Origin of the sequence: Sorangium sp. So ce295, assembly GCF_051527405.1 — a bacterium.
Classification (GTDB): domain Bacteria; phylum Myxococcota_A; class Polyangia; order Polyangiales; family Polyangiaceae; genus Sorangium; species Sorangium cellulosum_B.
Genome location: NZ_CP150324.1, coordinates 5,230,900 through 5,250,023, shown reverse-complemented (window position 1 = coordinate 5,250,023; position 19,124 = coordinate 5,230,900). Strand labels below are relative to the sequence as shown.

Annotated in this window: 11 protein-coding genes; 6 read left to right on the top strand and 5 right to left on the bottom strand. The window is 69.8% G+C overall.

Translation table 11 applies throughout. The annotated features are described in order from the left end of the window. Positions 1-676 precede the first annotated feature (676 nt). The 6 genes from WMF11_RS19770 (at position 677) to WMF11_RS19745 (ending at position 7,235) form a co-directional block, all read left to right on the top strand. Entirely contained in the window at positions 677-1,915 is a 1,239-nt protein-coding gene (locus tag WMF11_RS19770) for a hypothetical protein (protein ID WP_437978574.1), read from the top strand. 281 nt (positions 1,916-2,196) lie between these two features. Beyond that, positions 2,197-2,541, top strand: a complete 345-nt coding sequence (locus WMF11_RS19765; RefSeq protein ID WP_437978573.1) for a hypothetical protein — start codon at positions 2,197-2,199, stop codon at positions 2,539-2,541. A 567-nt stretch (positions 2,542-3,108) separates the two neighbouring features. Beyond that, positions 3,109-5,181 (top strand): DNA ligase D, encoded by a 2,073-nt coding sequence (ligD, locus tag WMF11_RS19760; protein ID WP_437978572.1) that lies wholly within the window; start codon positions 3,109-3,111, stop codon positions 5,179-5,181. Positions 5,182-5,364: 183 nt separating this feature from the next. Beyond that, positions 5,365-6,000 carry a hypothetical protein gene (locus tag WMF11_RS19755; RefSeq protein ID WP_437553764.1) on the top strand — a complete coding sequence of 212 codons (636 nt, stop codon included), beginning with the start codon at positions 5,365-5,367 and terminating at the stop codon, positions 5,998-6,000. A 12-nt stretch (positions 6,001-6,012) separates the two neighbouring features. After that, the gene (locus WMF11_RS19750; RefSeq protein WP_437978571.1) at positions 6,013-6,612 is read left to right on the top strand and encodes an RES family NAD+ phosphorylase; all 600 of its coding nucleotides are present in this window, start codon (positions 6,013-6,015) and stop codon (positions 6,610-6,612) included. Positions 6,613-6,809: 197 nt separating this feature from the next. Continuing rightward, on the top strand, positions 6,810-7,235 hold the full coding sequence (locus WMF11_RS19745; RefSeq protein ID WP_437909935.1) for a hypothetical protein: 426 nt from the start codon (positions 6,810-6,812) through the stop codon (positions 7,233-7,235). 43 nt (positions 7,236-7,278) lie between these two features. On the opposite strand, the gene WMF11_RS19740 is transcribed toward WMF11_RS19745, so the two are convergent. The 5 genes from WMF11_RS19740 to WMF11_RS19720 all read right to left on the bottom strand — a co-directional run bounded on the left by WMF11_RS19740 (position 7,279) and on the right by WMF11_RS19720 (position 18,657). Continuing rightward, positions 7,279-7,887, bottom strand: a complete 609-nt coding sequence (locus WMF11_RS19740) for a DUF4360 domain-containing protein (protein ID WP_437978570.1) — start codon at positions 7,885-7,887, stop codon at positions 7,279-7,281. 264 nt (positions 7,888-8,151) lie between these two features. Beyond that, on the bottom strand, positions 8,152-10,014 hold the full coding sequence (locus WMF11_RS19735) for a M14 family zinc carboxypeptidase (RefSeq protein WP_437978569.1): 1,863 nt from the start codon (positions 10,012-10,014) through the stop codon (positions 8,152-8,154). Positions 10,015-10,404: 390 nt separating this feature from the next. Next, positions 10,405-10,680 (bottom strand): DUF7716 domain-containing protein, encoded by a 276-nt coding sequence (locus tag WMF11_RS19730; protein ID WP_437978568.1) that lies wholly within the window; start codon positions 10,678-10,680, stop codon positions 10,405-10,407. Between the two features lies 1 nt (position 10,681). Continuing rightward, positions 10,682-17,389, bottom strand: coding sequence for an RHS repeat-associated core domain-containing protein (locus WMF11_RS19725; RefSeq protein ID WP_437979324.1), 6,708 nt, complete (start codon positions 17,387-17,389; stop codon positions 10,682-10,684). 356 nt (positions 17,390-17,745) lie between these two features. Next, entirely contained in the window at positions 17,746-18,657 is a 912-nt protein-coding gene (locus WMF11_RS19720; protein ID WP_437978567.1) for a hypothetical protein, read from the bottom strand. Positions 18,658-19,124 lie beyond the last annotated feature (467 nt).

Genomic DNA, 19,124 nt, shown 5'->3' with positions numbered 1-19,124 from the left:
GCGTCGTCCGTCGCTGACGTCGGGGCGACGCCTGTAGCACCAGCTCGCCCGGCGGGCGCGCGCCGCGCTCAGCGCGCCCCCTCGTCGATGAACCGTTGGACGTGCAACGGTCGACGCGTGCGGGCCGGCGAGACACCCCGGCGCATGGAGGTCAGTCCGGCCATGAGCGGTCGTGCGGTGGATGGCGCGAAATCGATTACGCGCTCTGCGCGAAGCGCAGGAGCCATCCAGATCCTCCTCGGAGGGCGGACTGGCTTGCTTCGGCGCGGCCTCGACCTCACCGCGCCGGCGCTCGGGTGTCCCGAGTTCCCATGAGCCACAGGGCATGACGCAGCGCGACCAAGGTGACGGTGAGAGCGGCCAATTCATGAGAGATTTTGCCGGATCGCGTCATTCCTGATCTGCTGACGCTCGAACATTCACGTCGTACCACGCCGTGCCACGTCCGAGCACCGACGGCTCAGAGGTGCTCACGAGCGCTCACGAATCCCGGAACCACGGGGCTACTACGTGTGCGAGCAAGGTGCTTCCCTGGGCATGGGCGCCTGGGCAAACGATGAACCACCATGGGACTACGTCGGACCAGGTCCACTTCCTTGACGCATGCGCATGCGAACCTATCATGTAGAATTTTAGCTCTTGCCATGAGTGGCATAGGCCTCGCATCATCGCTGACATGTTCCCCGCTGAGCCCCCTTGCGCGGAGGTCCAACTGCCGCATGACGAGGATGAGCCCACTTTAATTTTCCGTCGCCCGCCGGCGTCGATTGGGGGCATGGCGATGCCGTTCGAATCGCCGGCTCCGCTCATGGCATCTCCGACGCGGCGTTCCACGTCGCGCCTCATCGCCTTGAGCGCGGGTGCCGGCCTGGCCTTCGCGGCGGTGGTGGGCGGGCTCGTCTCGATGCAGCTCGGCGCGGCGGGCTTCGATCTCCGCGCCGGCTCGGCGCTCCAGCCTGCCGCGGCCGCCGCGGCCGTCCTGCGGTCGACGGGGGTGGCGGCGCGGGTCGAGGCGAAGGCCGAAGCGGCCGCGCCGCTCCAGGCAACGCCAGCAACGGCGGCGCCGGCCCTCGCAGCCGCGGATCGGGCCGACGCGACGCTCGATCGAACGGGGGTGATCCCCATCCCTGACGGGATCATCACGATCCCCGCGTCGTTCGCCTCGGCGGATGGGGCGTACGATCTGGTCATCCACTTCCACGGGGTCAACGACGTTGTGCAGGCGGGGTTCGATCGCGCCCGGCTCAACGCGGTTGTGATGATCATCAATCTGGGCATCAGCTCTGGCGCGTACGAGACCCAGTTCTCGATCCGCTCCTATCTACCGGCGTTGATGGCGAAGGCGCAGACGGCGCTCGAGGCCCGTGGGCTGCGCGGCGCCCGGCTCCGGCGCGTCGCGCTCTCGGCGTTCAGCGCCGGGTACGCCGCGGTTCGCGGGCTCCTGAACCAGCCGGGGTTCACGGACAAGGTGGACGCCGTGCTTCTCCTGGACGGCATCCACACCGGCTACATGCCGCTCGACCACAGCCTGGACATGGAGCGCCTCAAGCCGTTCAGCCGCTTCGCCGAGCTGGCGGCCGCCGGCAAGAAGATGATGTCGATCACCCATTCGGAGATCACCCCGAACGGCGATTACGCCGGCACCCACGAGAGCACCGACGCTCTCCTCAAGCTCACGGGCGCGCAGCGCTCCCCGGGCGCGGGCGCGGACGAGCAGGCGATCTACGACCTGACCGGAGCGGCGAGCGAGGCGAGGCTCCGGTTCGCCCCCCTGTCCGAGGCGCACAGGGGCGCGTTCCATGTCCGCGGCTATGCGGGCACCCAGAAGCCAGATCACGTGAGGCACCTCACCCGCATGGCGGAGACCGCGCTGCCTGATCTGGTGCGCTACTGGAGCGAGCCGCCCGCGCAATGACGGGTCGCGTGTGGGGGGCTCGAGCCGCCGGTACGGAGAAGCGTATTACGGAGACCGGGGCGTCTTCATTTGAGAATTCGCCGCGGTGCGGCCTTCGGCGTCTAGATTGCGAGTGCCACCGCTCGGGCACTGGGTGCTGTGGGTCGCGGCGAACGAGCTCCCCCTGCGTGACGAGCTGATCGCTTTCCTGGTCGCCCGTTCCGGGCGAGCCCTGGACGAGTTCGGCCGGTGGGTAGCTGGACGCCGGCCCATCGAGTGGGTGCTGGCCATGCTACCTGGCGATGTCAGCGACGACCCGAGAGGAGCTCCTGTGGAGGTTCGGCAAGGCCGAGGACCCAGAGGTGGAGGCCCGGCGGCAGCGCATCCTCGAGGTGCTGCTCGAAGCGAGCCCGCAGGTCCAGGAGCGGCTCATCGAGAAGGGCATCGAGAAGGGCATCGAGAAGGGCATCGGCAAGGGACGTCTGGCCGAGGCCCGCGCCGCCCTGCGACGAGTGCTCGCTCGCCGGCAGCTCGCGCTGAGCGCGTTGGACGACGCTCGCATCGAGACGTGCGTCGAGCTGGCGACCCTGGAGCGGTGGCACGACCAGGCCATCACCGCGACGACCGCCTCCGAGGCACTGCAGTAGCTCGGTCCGGCACCGGGCGTACCCCGCATCGCTCGCCCCTCACGGCAGCGTTTGACTTGTCCACGCCGTCCGGAACGACCATCCGACGATCACAGCGGCGGCGACGCATAGCACCAGCGTTGCAGCGTTTGTTCTATCGCCGATTTCCTCGAGTCCGTCCTTCCTTGATCTGAACCTACCCCCGCGGTCCTGCGCACCTGTTCATTCCAGGCGCCGTGGCAGGCGTGGGAACTCGGATGTTGCGCGAGAGCCTGTGCGCCAGGATCCGAGGAGCATTGCTGGGCAGAGGCGCGGTTGGTGCGCCACGGGTGAGGACGCGTGCGTGGCAGATCGCCGCATTCTGGGGCGCGCGTGCCGAGCTCAGCCGGCCGCGCCACGGCCTGGGAGCGGGAAATCACCGGCAGGTGAAGATGCCATTGCGGTATCGGAATTGCTTTTTCCACCAAAAGAGACGGTGGCATGATGATGGCCGGACAAAGACAGGCACAAGGCGCGGCGCAGCGGACTCAAGCGGTGCGACAAGCAACCCTGACCGTCCGTCGCAAACGCGGGGGAACGGCGGCCGACGTGGGCAGACAGCGCTCGCCCGCGGCGACGGGAGAGGCGGACACCACCGCAGCGATCCCGCGCCCGACGCCGACCTACGCGGATGCTCTGGAGGGCGCCCGGAAAGGGCCGTTCCCGGGCGAGATCGAGCCCCAGCTCGCGACGCTCGTCACCGGGCCACCCCCGGGCGAGGGGTGGCTCTACGAGGTCAAGCTCGATGGCTATCGCATGCTCGCGAAGCTCCGCGGGGGGCGCGTGACGCTCCTGACCCGCCGCGGCCAGGACTGGACCGAGCGGTTCGCTGGCGTGCGCGACGACCTCGCCCAGCTGCCTGCGCGGGAGGCCGTGCTGGATGGCGAGATCGTCGTCGTGAGGCCGGACGGCGTGACCGACTTCCAGGCCCTCCAGAACGCGCTCAGCGACGGGAATGGCAGGCGCGAGGGGCGCCTGATGTACTTCGCCTTCGACCTGCTCTACCTCGACGGCCGCGATCTCCGCGGGTGCACACAGGTCACCCGCAAGCGGGCGCTCGAGGCGCTGCTCGCGGAAGCGCCCGAGGATGGGCACCTGCGCTACACGGAGCACGTCGCGGAGGACGGCTCCGCCGTCGTCCAGCACGCGTGCGAGCTCGGGATCGAGGGCGTCATCGCGAAGCGCCCGGAGGCGCCCTACCGGAGCGGGCGCGGCGACAGCTGGCTCAAGGTGAAGTGCGGCCGGCGCCAGGAGCTCGTGATCGTCGGCTTCACCGAGCCGTCCGGCGCCCGGAAAGGGCTGGGGGCGATCCTCGTCGGCGTGAACAGATCAGGCAAGCTCGCCTACGCCGGCAAGGTGGGCACGGGCTTCACGAGCAAGACGCTGACGACCCTGCGCAGCCGCCTCGATCCGATCGTACGCGCCACGCCGGCCTGTTCAGGAACGCCGCGCATGCGGGGCGCGCGCTGGGTCGAGCCCAGGCTCGTCGCGGAGGTCCGCTTTTCCGAGTGGACGCGCGACGGACGGCTGCGACACCCCTCCTTCGAAGGGCTCCGCGAGGACCGCACCCCGGAGTCGGTCACCGTCGAGCGCGAACAGCCGCCGCCGCGATCGCCGCCCGGCGAGGCGGCGGGCGCGGCGCCAAGCAGAGCGGCCGGCGCGGCGCCGAGGAAAGCCGCGAGCACGACGGGGGGCAAGACCCCGCGCGGGGGCCGGAGCAGCGGCGGCGCGGCGCGGGTCGACGTCGCCGGGGTGCCGCTGACGAACCCCGACAAGGTGCTCTATCCCGCGCAGGGGATCACGAAGCTCGCGCTGGCCCGGTATTACGAGCAGATCGCCGAGCACATGCTGACCCACGCCGAGAAGCGGCTGCTCACGCTGGTCCGCTGCCCCGCAGGCCAGGGCAAGCCATGCTTCTTTCAAAGGCACGAGGCCGAGGGGCTGTCCGAGGCGATCCAGCGGATGGCCGTCGAGGAGGACGACGGCGAGCGCACCTATCTTTATATCAAGACCACCGAAGGGCTCGTGTCGCTCGTCCAGATGGGGGCGCTCGAGGTGCACCTCTGGGGGAGCCGCGTGGACCGGATCGAGCAGCCCGACAGGATGGTGTTCGACCTCGATCCAGCGCCGGATCTCCCGTGGGAGCGCGTGGCGGACGCGGCGAGGACGACGCGGCGCCTCCTTTCGTCGCTGGGGCTACAGAGCTTCGTCAAGACGACCGGCGGCAAAGGCCTGCACGTCGTGGTCCCGATAGCGCCACGCAGGGGCTGGGACGAGGTGAAGGCGTTCACGAAGGCCGTGGCCGACGCGCTCGTGCGCTCCGATCCGGCGCGGTACACCGCGACGATGTCGAAGGCGAAGCGCGCCGGCAAGGTCTTCGTCGACTACCTGCGGAACGGTCGCGGCGCCACCGCGGTGGCGCCCTACTCGACGCGGGCGCGCCCCGGCGCGGCCGTCGCGACGCCGCTCTCGTGGGACGAGCTCGACGCGCCGCTCGATCCCGCCTCGTTCACCATCGACACCGTGCCGCAGCGGCTCGCCACGATCCGGGACCCATGGGCAGAGCTCACGAGCGTGCGCCAGTCGATCACCAGCGCGATGCTGAAACAGGTCGAGCTCTGACCTTCTTCCCGACGCCCCCGACAAACTCGGGAGCCGGTGAGCTCACCGAAGAAGAACGACACCAGCGACACCGGGAATGGCTCTCACTGACGTTCCGTTCAGCATGGTCGTAATGACGCAGAAGGGCGGCGTGCGCTTGGTTGACGGTGCTGCGCGCGCGCTGCATCGTCCTCTGGATCGACCATGGCCAAGGATCGGGACTCCAGCGCCCTTTCGGAAATTGCAGAGCGACTCCACCAGCAGTTCGACGGTGAACCGCTGCGGGTCGAGTTCCTGGCGCGCGGCATCGACGCGCTCACCCAGGTCGCGGAGCGGCTCGATCAGAGCGAGCTTGGCGAGGTGGTCGCGTCGCCCAGCAACGCAGACGCGCTGGTGACAGCGCTCACGCAGCCGAGCGCCGTCGGCCTCTTCTCCGCTGCAGATCCGCTCACGCCGGCCCGCCTCCGCGGCCTGCAGGCGAGGGACGCGCTCCTCGCGGCCGAAGGGGGCACGCTCACCGCCGAGGAGGTCGGCGAGGGGCTCCACCTCCCGCCCCAGGCGATCGAAGCGCGGCGCGCCGCCGGAAGGCTGCTGGCCGTGAGCATCGGCGCTCGTGGCCACCTCTACCCCGCATGGCAGTTCGCGGACGAAGGCCTGCTGCCGGGGATGGAGGAGATCCTGGCCCTCCTCGAAGCGCATCCTCCGCTGGCGAAGGTCCGCTTCTTCCTCTCCGGCAACCTCCGCCTCGACGGCGAGCGGCCGCTCGACTGGCTCCGCCGCGGCGAGCTGGACGCCGTGCGGCTCGCCGCCCGCACCTTCGGTGAGCAAGGCGCGGCCTGAGAACGCGCCGCGATGACGACGACGCTCGGGGCGCATCCGGACCCGCCCCTCGACCTCGCGACGTCGCCGCTCCCCATCGCGATCTACCGGCGGAGCTGGTTCCGGATCCACTGGCTCACGCGTGAACCGCTGCACTTCGGTCGCTCGGGCGACAACCGCTTCGACGCGCCGGACGGCGAGTTCGGCGTGCTGTACGCCGGGAAGGACCCGCGCTGCGCGTTCATCGAGGTGTTCGGCCACGCGACCGGCGTGCGCTTCGTGGAGCAGAGCGAGCTCGCCGCGCGGGGGCTCGCGCGCATCGCGCCGCGGCGGCCGCTGCGGCTCGTGAACCTCACGGGAGAGGGGCTGGTGCGCCTCGGGGCCGACGCCCGCCTGACCTCGGGGGAGTCCTATCGGGCCGCCCACCGCTGGGCGCGCGCGATCCACGACCACCCGAGGCGACCCGACGGCATCGCGTACGTCGCGCGCCACGATCCGACCCGCGTCTGCGCCGCCCTCTTCGAGCGCGTCAGCGCGGAGCTCGAGGTGACCCGGCTCGGCTCCCTCGCGGATCCGGCGCACGCGGCGCTCCTCGCCAGGCTCCTTGATACCTACAAGTTCGGGCTCGTCTGAGCCTTGACGAGCGGACGGCGGCGCGGCGGCGCGGCGGCCGACGACGCTCCGCCGAGCGCGATGGCGGAGCAGGGCGCGCGTGCGGGCTCCGCGCGCGCGCGCCGGCACAACCGGTGCTTCTCGTGGAAGCAGGCGCGCCGCCGCGGCGCCGCGATGGGCGGAGATCGCGGGACGCGCGGCCGAGAGGCGGGGGTCCGATGAAAATCAAGAATCTGCGGCTGGAAACAGGCTATCTCGTGGAGCCCATCCCGCTCCAGAAGGGGATTGCGGTTCATCAGATCCAGATCATCTCGGTGAGCGAACAGGGGTCGCCTCGGGTCCGGATCTCGCTCGACCCCAACCGCTGCACGGTGGACAGCTTCGGCGAGGCCAAGGCGTGCACGCGGGTGGCGCCGGTCCAGATCGAGGCGGACGTGGAGCTCCTCGAGGAGTGCGACGAAAAGCAGCTGCTCGCCCTCAAGTTCGAGGGAGGCAACGGGCCAGCGGTCCGGCTCGCGCTCCTGCCCCTGTGCGGCACGGGCAAGGAGGCCATCGTCGCGCGGCTCCTGATCTTCGGGGAGACCGGGGAGATCCTGGCCATCGTGCCGATGCAAGGATCGTCGGCCGGCTGCCTGATGGCGTGAGCGAGCCCGGCGCGGCACCGCCGCGCCGGGCGCCCTGCCGACCTCAGGGACCGGGACAGGGGCGGAACACGAGGCCGTACTCGATCCGCACCTGGACGTCGGTCGTGTCGTTGGTCAACACCCCGGAGCTCGACGGCGCGAGCCGGTTCGTGACATAGAGGCTCGTCTTGATGTTGAGCGGCCGTACGGTGCCGCACTCGGACCAGACCGTGGTCGTGAAGTTGTCCGTGCGCGAGAAATTGCTCGTGAACGGCCCGATCATGCTCCACGTGAGCGGCCCCGAGGTGAGCGGCGACCCCGAGAAATAATACGATGTCTCGTGGAGCCCCTGGACGCCGCCCTCCAGGTCGGCGAACCCCCGGTACGTGGCGTCGAAGACCGCGACTTGCCACCCCGGATCGAACCGCAGATCCACGGCCAGCTGGCAGAACGCGCGGTTCGAGGCGCGGCCGATGCCCGGGCCGGCGTGCGCCTCGAACTGGTCGAAGATGACTGTCAACGCCTTCTGATCAGGCGAGATCACCCCCGCGGCGGAGCCGACAGGGCAGCCGCTGCCAGCATAGGTGAAGTTCGCGATCCGCGTATTCTGCGCCAGCGCAGGAAAGGCGAAGAAAAACACCGAACAAAAGCCGAACGCCCATCGCAGGAACATCGTCCCCCCCTTTCGCCGTCAGGCGACATCACGTCGCCGTGCGTCGTCGTAGGCGCGCGCGTCACCGCTATCGCACGCCGGCCGACATGTCGTGACGAGCATGCGATCGCGGCGCGCTCCGCGCAACCCGCGCCTAGCCCCCTCGCACGGCGCGGCGCCGCAGACTGGCCGGAATCCATCGAATGATGTGAGGCCTGTGGGGCTCACGGACATTCTACCAGAGCCGGAGTGCAGACGAAGCAGACGAAACGAAGGAGAGGCCTGTCACGGCGGCGCGGCGACGCGGAATACCGGGACGAGATTCACGCGCTCGTCCCAGGACGGATGGCGCCTGTAGAAGAAATCGAGGCGAGCCTTCGCGTCGTTCGCAAACGCAGGATCGCGCAGGCGCGCATTGAACTCGTCGCGCAGCGCCGGATCCGCGGCGAGCATGCTGCGGGCCTCCTCCTCGGCGACGTAGGCTTCCATGTACTCCTTGCGCTCGAAGGAGGCGTTGAAGAAGCCCCAGGCGACGAGGGAGTCGGGCGCGAGCGGCTCGAGGAGGTGCAGGACGAGGGGCGCCCGCGGCTGCGCGATGGGAACGAACAGCGAGCCTGCCGGAAGATCCTGCCGCTCCGACCGGAAGGCGCCCTGGAGCTTCACGCGCGTGCGACCCTCGAAGGGCCGCTCGAACGTCACCGCGTCGGCCCGGAACGCCTCGACGGCGAAGCCGGGGCGAGCCCCGGGGAGGATCTGGTAACGCACGCCGTGCAGGCGCAGCTTGTCGGCTACCCAGGCCGCGTGCGCCGCCGGGATGACGTAGCCGGCCTCGGGCGCGGTGACCGTCAGGTCCGGCTGGAGGCGGTCGAACAGCGGCACGCGCCAGATCTCCGGGCGGGACTCGTCGTAACGGGTCCACGTGCCGCCCGAGATCTCCGAGGCGCGCTTCTCGTAAGCGAAGCCGCGGAACGGGAAGATGCGCGAGACCGGCCCCGCGCGGTGCGTGAGGGCGAAGGGGACGCCGGCGAGGCGCGCGCTCGCGGCGTCCGCGCGCTCGGCCGCGGCGCGGAGGGCGCCCGCGCCGGAACCGGAGGAGACGCGCTCGAAGAGCGCCGCGAGGAGGTCGTGGACCGCGCGCACGCGCTCGGCGTGGGTGGCCCAGCTGTGCGTCTCGACGAGCACGCCGATGCGGTTGCGGGCGGCGCTGTAGGACTGCGAGAAGCGCGGCGGCCCCGGCTCGGTGGAGATCCCCGACGAGGGGTCGTCGTCCTCGCGGAAGGCCGGGTAGAACGGGAGCGGCAGGTGACCGAGCGCGGAGAGGCGCGCCTGGAGCTCCCCCGAGAGGGCGCGCGCCACGGCGTCGAGCCCGCCGGGGTGAGGCGCCGAGGGCTCCACGACCACCGCGATGTCGTGCTGGAACTTCGCGCCGTCGGTCGTGTGCAGGTCGACCTGGACCACCGGATCCCAGGCGTCGAGCAGCGCCAGCATGGCCCGCATCTCGGGCGCCTCGGCCTTCATTGTATCGCGGTTCAGGTTGAGGTTCTGCGCGGTGGCGCGGAAGCCCATCTCCTCGGGGCCGCGCTGGTTGGGCCGCTGGTTTCGACGGAACCGCTCGTGGCCGTCGACGTTGAACACCGGGACGAACACCGCCGTGGCCGCCGCCAGGGCGCCGGGCGCCATCGCGCCGTCGAGCAGCTCGCGGAGCGCCCAGAAGCCGCCGTCCTTGCCGTCGATCTCCCCGGCGTGGATGCCGCCCTGGAACAGGATCACCGGGCGCCGCTTCGCCCGCGCCGCCGCGGGGTCGAGCGTGCCGTCGTCGGAGGCGGCGATCGCGAGCAGGGGCCTGCCCTCGGGCGTCGTGCCGAAACGGACGCAGCGGGCGCGGCCCGGATAGGCCTGCTCGAAGTCGCGGCATAGCCGCTCGACCTCGGCATAACGACCGGTGCGCCGGAAGCCGGTCCGCTCGGCCTCGGTGACGAGCGAGGGCGCCTCGGGGCGCGCAGACGGCGCTGGCCCGCCGCCGGCCGGCGCGCCGCGCGCCGGGGCCTGGCGGGGCGCGAGCAGCGCGGCAAGCGCGAGCCCGAGGGCGATGTGGAGGCGGCCGAGGGAAGCGAGGCGGCCGGGGGCCGCGATGCAGGGGCGAGACATCGGGGGGAGTCGAGCAAATTCCGTGTCGAACGGCAACGGAGCGGTCCCAGGCCCCAGGCAGGCCAAGCGCGATGCCGGCCAAACGAGGCGGACGCTGTTCACCCGTGACCGCGCGAACATCGGGAACCATGGTGCAATGCCCGCTTCGCGAAGAGCTCGGCAGATCGCCATCGCGCGCGGGTCGGGCCAGCGAGCCTCCCCGGGTCGCGATCGCCACCACGCGCTCCGGCGAGTGGACGGAATCTCGAGCACAATGACGTGCGCGAGCACGGTGGCAACCTCGTCCGCGCGATAGGGCCGAGGAGGTCGACATGTCGGCCTGCTCGGCGCAGCATCTTTTGCACGTTACCGCCAACCCACCGCCGTCACGTTCACGGGGAACCAGTATATCTATGCATCGTACATTGCATAATGAATGATCCGTTGGCATTTTTCGTTGAGCGTCGCATCTGGGCGGCCGCGAAACTCTTCGAGGACCTGTTGAATGGTATCAACCTCAAGAAAGTACTCATAGCCGAGAACCCTTGCTTCGTCAGGAACACGATAGTCCTCGGTAAGCCGAAACGTGCTCGCTTCTGAGTCGGGGCGCCATTCCGGTTTCACGAAGATCACATCCTCACGATCCATCTGATCGATCTTGGCGATCAAGTCCAGCAGACTGGTCATGTTAGAATTCCTTTCCCCAGAGAAAGAACCCGCCTCGGCCCTCAGGATGCATTAGTTCGTAGTAGCCGCTTCCCGCGGTGTGCTGCGCACGCGGGACCAGCTGTACAACACCAGGTCTCTCGGGTACGTGGTGCCATGTCCAACCTGACGGAGAGAGGCCCCTGGGGGCACCGGAAGCAGAAGTGGGCACGTCGATGCTCAACCCTCGCATGGCATGGGATAGCTCTGGGCTCGCCCGCATATCGGCGAGGAGCGCTTCGTTTGCTGCCCTGAAGTGAGCCGGTCGAGTTCCGGCTTCGAGCTTGGGCAGGGGGGTCTCGTATGCGACCGAGTACGCCCTGACTCCCCCGCGTGCGGCTCCTATCGCAACCGCTCCCTCCTCCGCCGCCCCCAGCCCCCTTCCCATCCCGAAGACGGTGGCCGCGGCGAGCACCATCGCCTTGGTTCCCGCCGCGCCCGCTGTCCGATAGTCATCCCGATCGATGGCGAGGGCCGTGTCCGCCGCGCCGCGGCCGATGTGGTAGAGCGGGTTGACGGCGTTGAGCGCGCCGACGACGCCGTCTTCGTCGTAGCCGTCCCACATCGCGCTGGCGAACTCGTAGCCGCTGTACATCCCCAGCGTCAGCGCATTCAGCACGAGCATCCGCCCGATCCCTGCTCCGAGGTCGCGCGTCCCCTCCGCGGCGCCCAGCAAGGTCTGGCCGACGACGGTGCCTGGGCCGCCGACGCCCGAGTGCTCCGGCGAGACGGTCACCGGCTGCGGCACGTACCCGGACGAGCTTCCGGTCGTGCCCACGTCGATAGGCGCCGTCGTGGCGCCGACCTCCACGGCCTCGCGCGGCCCTTCTTCAGGCTGGTTTGCTTTCGGCGGCGAGTAGAAGATCTCTACGGCGTAGTGTTCCGGGTGCACCACCGAGTCGACCGGCAGGATCGGCGCCTCCACCGGCTCTTCCTGGAAGCCGCTCGGATCCACATGATTGAGCGGGCTGTTGCGTACGTAGCTGTACGGATTCCAGCTCTGCCCGAAGGACGGAATCGAAACGATCGGGTCCGTCGTCAAGAACCGCCCGATCCTGGGATCGTAGATCCTGCCCTTCATGTTCACGAGCCCGAGCTCGTCGTCGCTCTCGTGCCCGGTGAACCCCTGCGTCGTCTCGCTCGGGAACGACGCCGGCGGGCGCTCCCCCCACACGGGGTCCCTGCGCTGCCCGAACGGGTCGTAGCTCCGCCGCTCGATCACGTCGCCGTCCTCGTCGGTGAGCGCATCGATCGAGCCGAGGTGATCGACATGCACGTAGCGCGTGCCGTCGTTCGAGCCTCCCCGGGTCACGATCGCCACCACGCGCTCCGGCGAGTGGACGTGGTACCGGTGCTCCACGGCGCCTGACGCCGCCTCGGTGACCCGTTCGTACAGATCGCCGAAGTAGAGCGTCTCCTTTTCCGGGGTGGTCTTGCGGATCCGCTGCTGGTCGCCGTCGTAGCCGAACGTGACGGTGCTCGCGCCCTGCGTGATCTGCTCCGGCAGGTCGAACGGCGTATAGCGCACCGTCGTGCCGCCGGGCCGCGCCGTCTGATTACCGACAGCGTCATGCGCGAAGGTGTCCGTGCCCGCGCCGGTGATCGCATGCGGGTGCAGCGGGTCGTCATACGAGAGGTCACCGACGTCCGACTTGAAGGTGAGATTGCCGTTCGGGTGGTAGTCGTAGCGGAGCGCGCAGGGCGCCGTCGCGCTCTCGAGATCGCCGAAGTACGCGCACGTCAGCCGTTGGATCGGATCATACCGGAAGCGCTCCGTCGTGTTCTCTGGCTGGAGCGCATCGGTGCGGCGCGTGAGGGTCAGGAGGTCGTCGAACCCATAGTCCAGGTCTTGCACCTCCCCCGCGCGGCTCTGCGTCGCCATGTGCCTCAGGCGCTGCTTGTCCGCGAAGTAGCTCCGCTCCGTGACGGCGCCGTTGCCGAACACCTCCTCCCGGAAGCGCCCAGCGTCGTCCACGTCCGCCAAGCGCCAGTAGGCGAGGTTCGTTCCGCTGTCGCGTACGGCGAGCACATGGCCGTGCGCGTCGCGATCGTGGGCCACGACGAACGGCGCCGCGCCGGCCTGCGCCGGGTACGTGACCGTCTCGACGCGACCGAGGTCGTCATAGCCGAGCCTGGCCTCTAGAGGAGAGCGCTCGCCGTCGATGCGGAGCGCGGTCGTGTCGAGCTGCCCGCGGTCGGTGTACCCATATGTCTTCTCCCCGCCGGGGCTCGCGAGCGTGTGGAGCTTGCCGACGCCGTGCGCCGCGGTGTCCCAGGTCCACGTGGTCGTCAGGCGCTCGGCGCCGTCCTGGTCCACGCGTGAGCGGGGTCGACCGAGCGCGTCGTACGTCCACGTGACCTTTCGCTCGAGCGCGTCGGTCGACGAGATCAGCTCGCCAAAGCCGTCATGGATCGAGACCGTCGTGCCCCGATCGGGGTCGTCGAGCTGCCGGACACGGCCGAACGCGTCGCGCGTCGTGCGCGTCACCGCCTCGCCCGGATCGGTGACCGTGTGCAGCAGGCCGAAGGGACCGTACGCGTAACGGGTGATCCCGTCAGCCGCGTCGGTGATGGTCTTGATGCGCCCCAGCGGGTCCTGCTCGGTCACCGTCACGTGATCGAGCGGGTCGGTGACGCGCACGCGAAGGCCATCGTACTCCGTCGTCGTGACAGCATTCCACGGCGTCGTATGGCGCACTTTGCGGCCCGCGGCGTCGTACTGGTAGCGATCGTGCAGGATCGCGCTCTCGGGCGTGTCCTCCCTGACCGGCACCGAGCGCCGCGCGATGTGCTCGCCCAGCGCGTCGTACCCGATCTCCTGCATGATGCGCTTCGCGCCGCCCGAGCCCTCAGACGGCTCCGGTTCGGGCCCGTGTCCCAGCCATCGGATCGGGCGGCCGAGGCTGTCGAACTCCACCGTATCGTCGGCACCGCCGGTCGTGATGCTCCGCTGCCTCACCCGCCAGGCATCCTGCTCCGGGCCACCCTCCTTGCTGCGAGCGAGCGTGACGGTCGTCGTCGTGCCGTCCGGGCGCCTCTCGACGCCGAGCCGCCCGAAGCCGTCGTGCGCCCACGTCGTCACGAGCTGATTCGGATCGACCCGCTTGAGGAGCACGCCGAGCGCGTCGTCGAACTCCACGAGCGTGGTGTGCCCGGCCGCGTTCACGTACTTCTCGGGGAACATGCCCTCCTCGTCGAAGCCCGTGCTGAATGGCCGCTTGTGCCCGAAGGCGTCCTCCGCCGTGACGCCGGTGATGTTCCCGAAGTCGTCGCGCGCATAGGTGAGCCTCAGCTTCGTGTCCGGCAGGCCGTCGTCGCTCTCGGTGGACTCGGTCTCCACCTCGCCGTGGATCGTGTTCGTTCGCGTGAGGGTCCGACACTGCGACATCCCCGCCGCGGCGCTGCACTCCTTCTGCGTCTCGAGCTGGCCGAGGACCCAGCGCTCGGTGTCGTTGTTGAACGACCGCGTGACCTCGAGCGTCAGGTCGACGTCTTCCGTCGAGATCTCCTCGGCGCGCACGTTGCCGAACGTGTCGAAGTCCGTCACCTTCGATACCGAGTCGCGCAGCAGCGTCGCGCCGTCGCCGCCACGCTCGATCTCCCGCACGTACGCCTCGACGGAGGGCGTCGCGCCGCTCGGGGACGGATAGACCCCTTGCGCTCGCCTCACCCGGCGCTCGGTGGGCAGCGTGAAGTACGTGGCGCCGTCGTTGGTCGGCACGAGCGTCCGCGTCACGTCGCGGAACGAGAGCTCGATCTGCTCCGGCCTGGGCTGGCTCGCGAGCCCCGGAGCCCCGCGCAGCGTCCGCTGGACGCTCCCCGCGAAGGGAAAGACCTGGAGCTCGTCGTCGAAGGTGCCGTGGTCGTAGACGTCGATCGTCACGGCACCCGTATCCAGGTCGGTGACGATCCGCTCGCCGAACCCGAGAAATCCGCGGCCCAGCCGGTGGTAACGCCCGTCGCGGTAGCCGACCTCGAAGCGCCTCGCTCGATCCGCGCCGTTGTTGAGCGCGTACGCGCTGACCACCCGGCGAGGGCCCACGACGCAACGCCGAGGATAGCCGCAGTCGTCCGCCGCGCCGGAACGCGCGACGTAGAGCGCGCTCCTCCTTTCAGGATCCTCCTCCGCGCCTCCGCTCGTGACCGGCGCATCGGTCAGGTGGCCGTACGAGAGGCTCACGTTGGGCACGAAGCCCGGCTCGGTCGGCTCGTGCGCGTTCATCCCATCAGAGACCGCGACCAGGAGATCCTGGTCGGCCGAGAGGTTCTGGAAGACGTTGAACACGCCGCCGAGCGCCAGGATCACGTCCTGGGCCCCGTCCCCGTCGAGATCGCCGGTGCGCGGCCCGCGCGGATCGGCGAGCGTGATCGCGTCGCCGAGCTTGGCCTCGAAAGGAACCCCTGCATCGACGAGCTTGAACGGCGGCCCCGCCAGGTCGCCCGTCGCTTGCAGGACGCCCCAGGAGGGGAGGACATTGGAGCCACTCAGCAGCATGCCTGGTGGGACGGGCATGAGCAGATCCTGCCGTCCATCGCCGTTGAAGTCGAGCGGCACCGCGAGGCGGAAAAGCGCGTCGTGATCCGGGGCCCCCAGCAGATCGCCGAAGCTGAACGCGTCGACGGTCCGGAACGGCGACATCACGAACGTCGGCCCCGTGTTGAGGTAGGTATAGAGCTGGTGGTCGCTGCTGCCGGATTCGACGGCATCGGGCAGGCCGTCGCCGTTGACGTCGAGAAAGACGACGCGGCCCCCGCGCCGCACGACAGGGAGCTTGGTGTCGATGAGCTCCCAGCGCCCCTCGCCCCGGCGCATGATCGCTTCGTAGCTTTCTCCGATGAGGGGCGTCCCGTCATTCCACAACATCAGGGAAGGCACGACGAGATCGATCTTGCTGTCGGCGTCGATGTCGAGCGTGTGGAGCTCCACATCGCATGGATAGGCGCTGAGCACCTCGATCGATTCGCCCGTGGGGCCGAACTCCGCGGGCGTCGCGCCGCGCGCGGGCCTCCAGAGGTGGACGGTCCACACGGTGGACCGCGGATCCGGTACCAGCTCCTCGACGTGGTCCTGGCACTGGATCAGATCCGGCACCGAGTCGCCGTCGAGATCGGCGAGGTGCACCGAGGCGACGGGGCTGCTCAGGCTCGGCGGTCTTGGCGTGCTCCCGAGCGGGAACGGCCGGCGGATGCCCGTGTCATGCAGCGCGAAGGTCCGGTCCGGCCGGGACAGGAGCACGTGCCATGTGGTCCTGGTGTCGAAGACGTCGTGGAGAAAGACGTCCATCTGCCCATCGTCGTTGTAATCGAGCACCGTCCCGAGCTCGGGCTGAAGAAGGGCCGGGTCGGACGGTCCATCCGCATCGGCGGCGAACAGCCAATCCTGGAGGAAGGCGCGCTCCGGCGCCGCGAGAAAGGACGGCGAGGCGCTGGGCCCGAGGTTGCGCGCCACCTGCCACGTGGTGATCGGATGCGACGGCGTGCTGGACCCCGGGACGATGTCCGGAATCACGAGATCGTCGAGGCCGTCGGCGTCGATGTCGAACACCATCGGGCTCGCCCTCTCGGAGACCGGCTTGTCGATGTCCGTCGTGAGCCGCTCGAATCCGGGCTTTCCACGGCTGTACTGAAACCGTGTCGGAGGCTTGCAGACCCCGTCGCTCGCGCACTCCTCGACCTGGGTGAGGAGCGTCCGGCTCGTCGTCGGGCTGAGCTCGTAGCGGAAACCGTAGCTCCGGACCAGCGCGTCGCCCGGACCGAGCATCTGGATCTCCTCCAGGCGAAGCGAGCGCTGGAGCGCCATGCCACCCGAGTAGCCCATGCGAACCGCGGCCGAGTCCTTGGTACCATACACGAAGCGCACCGCCCGGGTGGGCGCAAGAGACGGCGTGCCCTCGAAGCTCGTGTAACGGATCTCGTCGATCGCGTACTCGGCGGCATGACCGTCCTCGGCCTCGGCGAGGCAGTACGCGTACGTCATGGCGTTGCCGCGGCCGTCACGGGCCTCGTTCGCGAGCCACGCGCGCGGGACGCCGTCTCGCGCGAGCGGCTTGCTGCCATCGTTGCGCCCGTACTCGACGACGCGGCCGGAGGGCAGATAGGCCTCGAAGAAGAGCGCCTCGGCGGGCGCGCCGCCTTCCGGAGCGTAGTGTCCGACCACCTTGACGAAGGTGTCCGGGAACGTGCGGTACTCGATGATTCCCGGCCCCTCTCCCACGGGGACGAGGCGCTGGCCGTCGAGGCAGAGCCCGTCGTCTCCGTCGTACCGCACCGCGCGGACCTCCCCGTCTTGCGCGAGGCTCTTCGGACATCGCGTGATCGCGGACAGTCCGCTGAGGGAGAAGCCGTTTCCGAGCACGCCGTCGCCGCCGTCGCTGCGGTAGACGAGCTGGAGCCCGGGACCCATGCCCGCACGCGACGGCGGGGAGGCCAGACCCATGGTGTACACGGCCTCGCCGGTGCTCGTGATGGAGAACGCCCCGGGGATGGTGCCGGCGGCGACGGTCTCGACCTCCGGCGCGGGACGGGACGTGGCAGGGCCATGCGCGCGCTGCGTCCGGCAGGCGACGAGGCCAGGTGGCTCCGGAAGCGGCTCACCGAAGGCGCACTGGCACCCGCCCGACCCGAGCACGCAAGCCAGAAACATCCAGAGCGGGATCAACGCCCGGAGCGACCAACGCGGAACTGGCGACATCGCAGCCTCCCCGGCGAACAGCCGTGCCACGGCGCTGCATCGCGCGTCAAGCGCCGCGCTCATGCCGAACCGCGCCATCTACGCCGATGTTGAGGCATTCGTGACTACATCAGTGCCTGGTCGGCGTGCGCGCGGCGGGCGCCACAGCTGCCCTCGTCGAGCAGCGATTGGCCGTCCATGATGAGGACGGCGTCATCCGGGCGTGAAACGGCGTGCGCGCTGCCTCGACGTCGAACGCGGCTATTGGCTGAGCCTCGCTTAACCCGATATTGGGTGGATGGAGGCGGTATGGGAGCTCAGCGCGCACGACGGCGTGACCGGGACGCTCCACGGCAGCCCGGGCGCGGCGGTGACATTTAGCTGGTGGGCGTCGTGCCGTTCAGCGCGGCGCCGGGCACCGCGGGCACTGCCGCGCCGTTCAGCGCGGCGGGCGACGCCGGCTCCGTCGGCCCAGCCGGCGCCTCGTCCGCCGGTGCCGCGGCGGTGTCGCTGGACGACGCCGCGCGGCCAGTGCGGCCCTTGTAGAGGGACGGCGCGATCGAATCGGCATCCCCTTCATCCCAGCGCAGGTACGCGACGGCGCGGCGGGTCTGGTCGTAGGCGTGGACGAGCAGCGAAAACGCCCGCGCCCTCCTGTCCGCGGCCTCGGTCGGCCCGGGACCTTTGCCATGCTCCCTCACGCCGAGGGCCGCGAGGATCTGCGGCCCGATCTCCCCGGCGCGCCTGACTTCTTGCTCGGTCGCTGCCGTCTTGCCGGTGACCTCCGACCAGCTCGCGGTGAAGAGCGCCGAGAGCGCGACGAGATCATTGGCCGTGTCGATGTACCCCTGTCCGGCCCGGATCTCCGCGACCGTGTCCGCGTCGAGCAGGCCGCGGCGGGCCAGCGTCTCGGCGTCGCTCAGCAGGTTTTCGCGCAGCGGGGCAGCCTCCGCGAGCAGCGGCTTCAGCGCGTTCTCGGCGCCTCCGCTCGACAGCCACGCGAGGTGCGCGTACCAGGCAGCCAGCGCATAGGCCTCGAGTCGGTCGAGCGACGCGATCTCGTGCGTCGGCAGGCGCTCCGCGATGGCGGAGCGCAGCGCGAGGAGGCCGGGCAATACGCCCAGCACCTGGGAGACAATACGGGGAATATCGAGGTTGATGGCGATGAGCCGATCGGCGCTGAGCGCCTCGATCTCGGGCAGGGTCTTGTCGAACGCCGCCGCCGCCTGGGGCGGGGCCGCGGGCTTCCTGGGAGCGGGCTTCTTCTTGAGCGGAGAAGGTTTCGTCATGAGGGGATGACCTCTCGTTGTTCGTCGTCGCGGAGCAGCGGAGAACAGGGTTGGTGCGCTCCTCACCCCCGCGCGCTGGATGTGTTGAGAACGTCCGGCGCACACCGGACGTTCCGGGCCGGGATAATCATCCCCACCAAGCCGTCAATCGACCTCCCGGCTGATTTTCTGACGGCGTGCCGCCGAACGTCGTAATCTTGCGCCATGACGCTCGGGCCCGCGCGGGGCTGGATAGCGACGTCGCCCTGCCAGACGGGAGCCCGGCCCTTGCGGAGCGCGAGCCAATGGCTCGGGTGCTGCTCGCTCCGTGACAGGCGCGCTGGATGTGGCGATGGTTGGACAGCACGTGCTGTGCCATGAACCAGAGAGCACCGTTACGGGCCACCGTCTCCCGTGCCACGAAGGCTGCGGGGAGCCTCCCCCCGGCCCGTGTCCGGTGCCACGAAGGCTGCCAGGCTGCCCGGTTT

What these genes read in the sequence shown, in the direction of transcription:
- WMF11_RS19765 (WP_437978573.1), top strand. Translation starts at nt 2,197, where the DNA reads ATGTCAGCGACGACCCGAGAGGAGCTCCTGTGGAGGTTCGGCAAGGCC.
- WMF11_RS19725 (WP_437979324.1), bottom strand. Translation starts at nt 17,389, where the DNA reads ATGTCGCCAGTTCCGCGTTGGTCGCTCCGGGCGTTGATCCCGCTCTGG.
- WMF11_RS19735 (WP_437978569.1), bottom strand. Translation starts at nt 10,014, where the DNA reads ATGTCTCGCCCCTGCATCGCGGCCCCCGGCCGCCTCGCTTCCCTCGGC.
- WMF11_RS19730 (WP_437978568.1), bottom strand. Translation starts at nt 10,680, where the DNA reads ATGACCAGTCTGCTGGACTTGATCGCCAAGATCGATCAGATGGATCGT.
- WMF11_RS19740 (WP_437978570.1), bottom strand. Translation starts at nt 7,887, where the DNA reads ATGTTCCTGCGATGGGCGTTCGGCTTTTGTTCGGTGTTTTTCTTCGCC.
- WMF11_RS19755 (WP_437553764.1), top strand. Translation starts at nt 5,365, where the DNA reads ATGGCCAAGGATCGGGACTCCAGCGCCCTTTCGGAAATTGCAGAGCGA.
- WMF11_RS19770 (WP_437978574.1), top strand. Translation starts at nt 677, where the DNA reads ATGTTCCCCGCTGAGCCCCCTTGCGCGGAGGTCCAACTGCCGCATGAC.
- WMF11_RS19750 (WP_437978571.1), top strand. Translation starts at nt 6,013, where the DNA reads ATGACGACGACGCTCGGGGCGCATCCGGACCCGCCCCTCGACCTCGCG.
- WMF11_RS19720 (WP_437978567.1), bottom strand. Translation starts at nt 18,657, where the DNA reads ATGACGAAACCTTCTCCGCTCAAGAAGAAGCCCGCTCCCAGGAAGCCC.
- WMF11_RS19745 (WP_437909935.1), top strand. Translation starts at nt 6,810, where the DNA reads ATGAAAATCAAGAATCTGCGGCTGGAAACAGGCTATCTCGTGGAGCCC.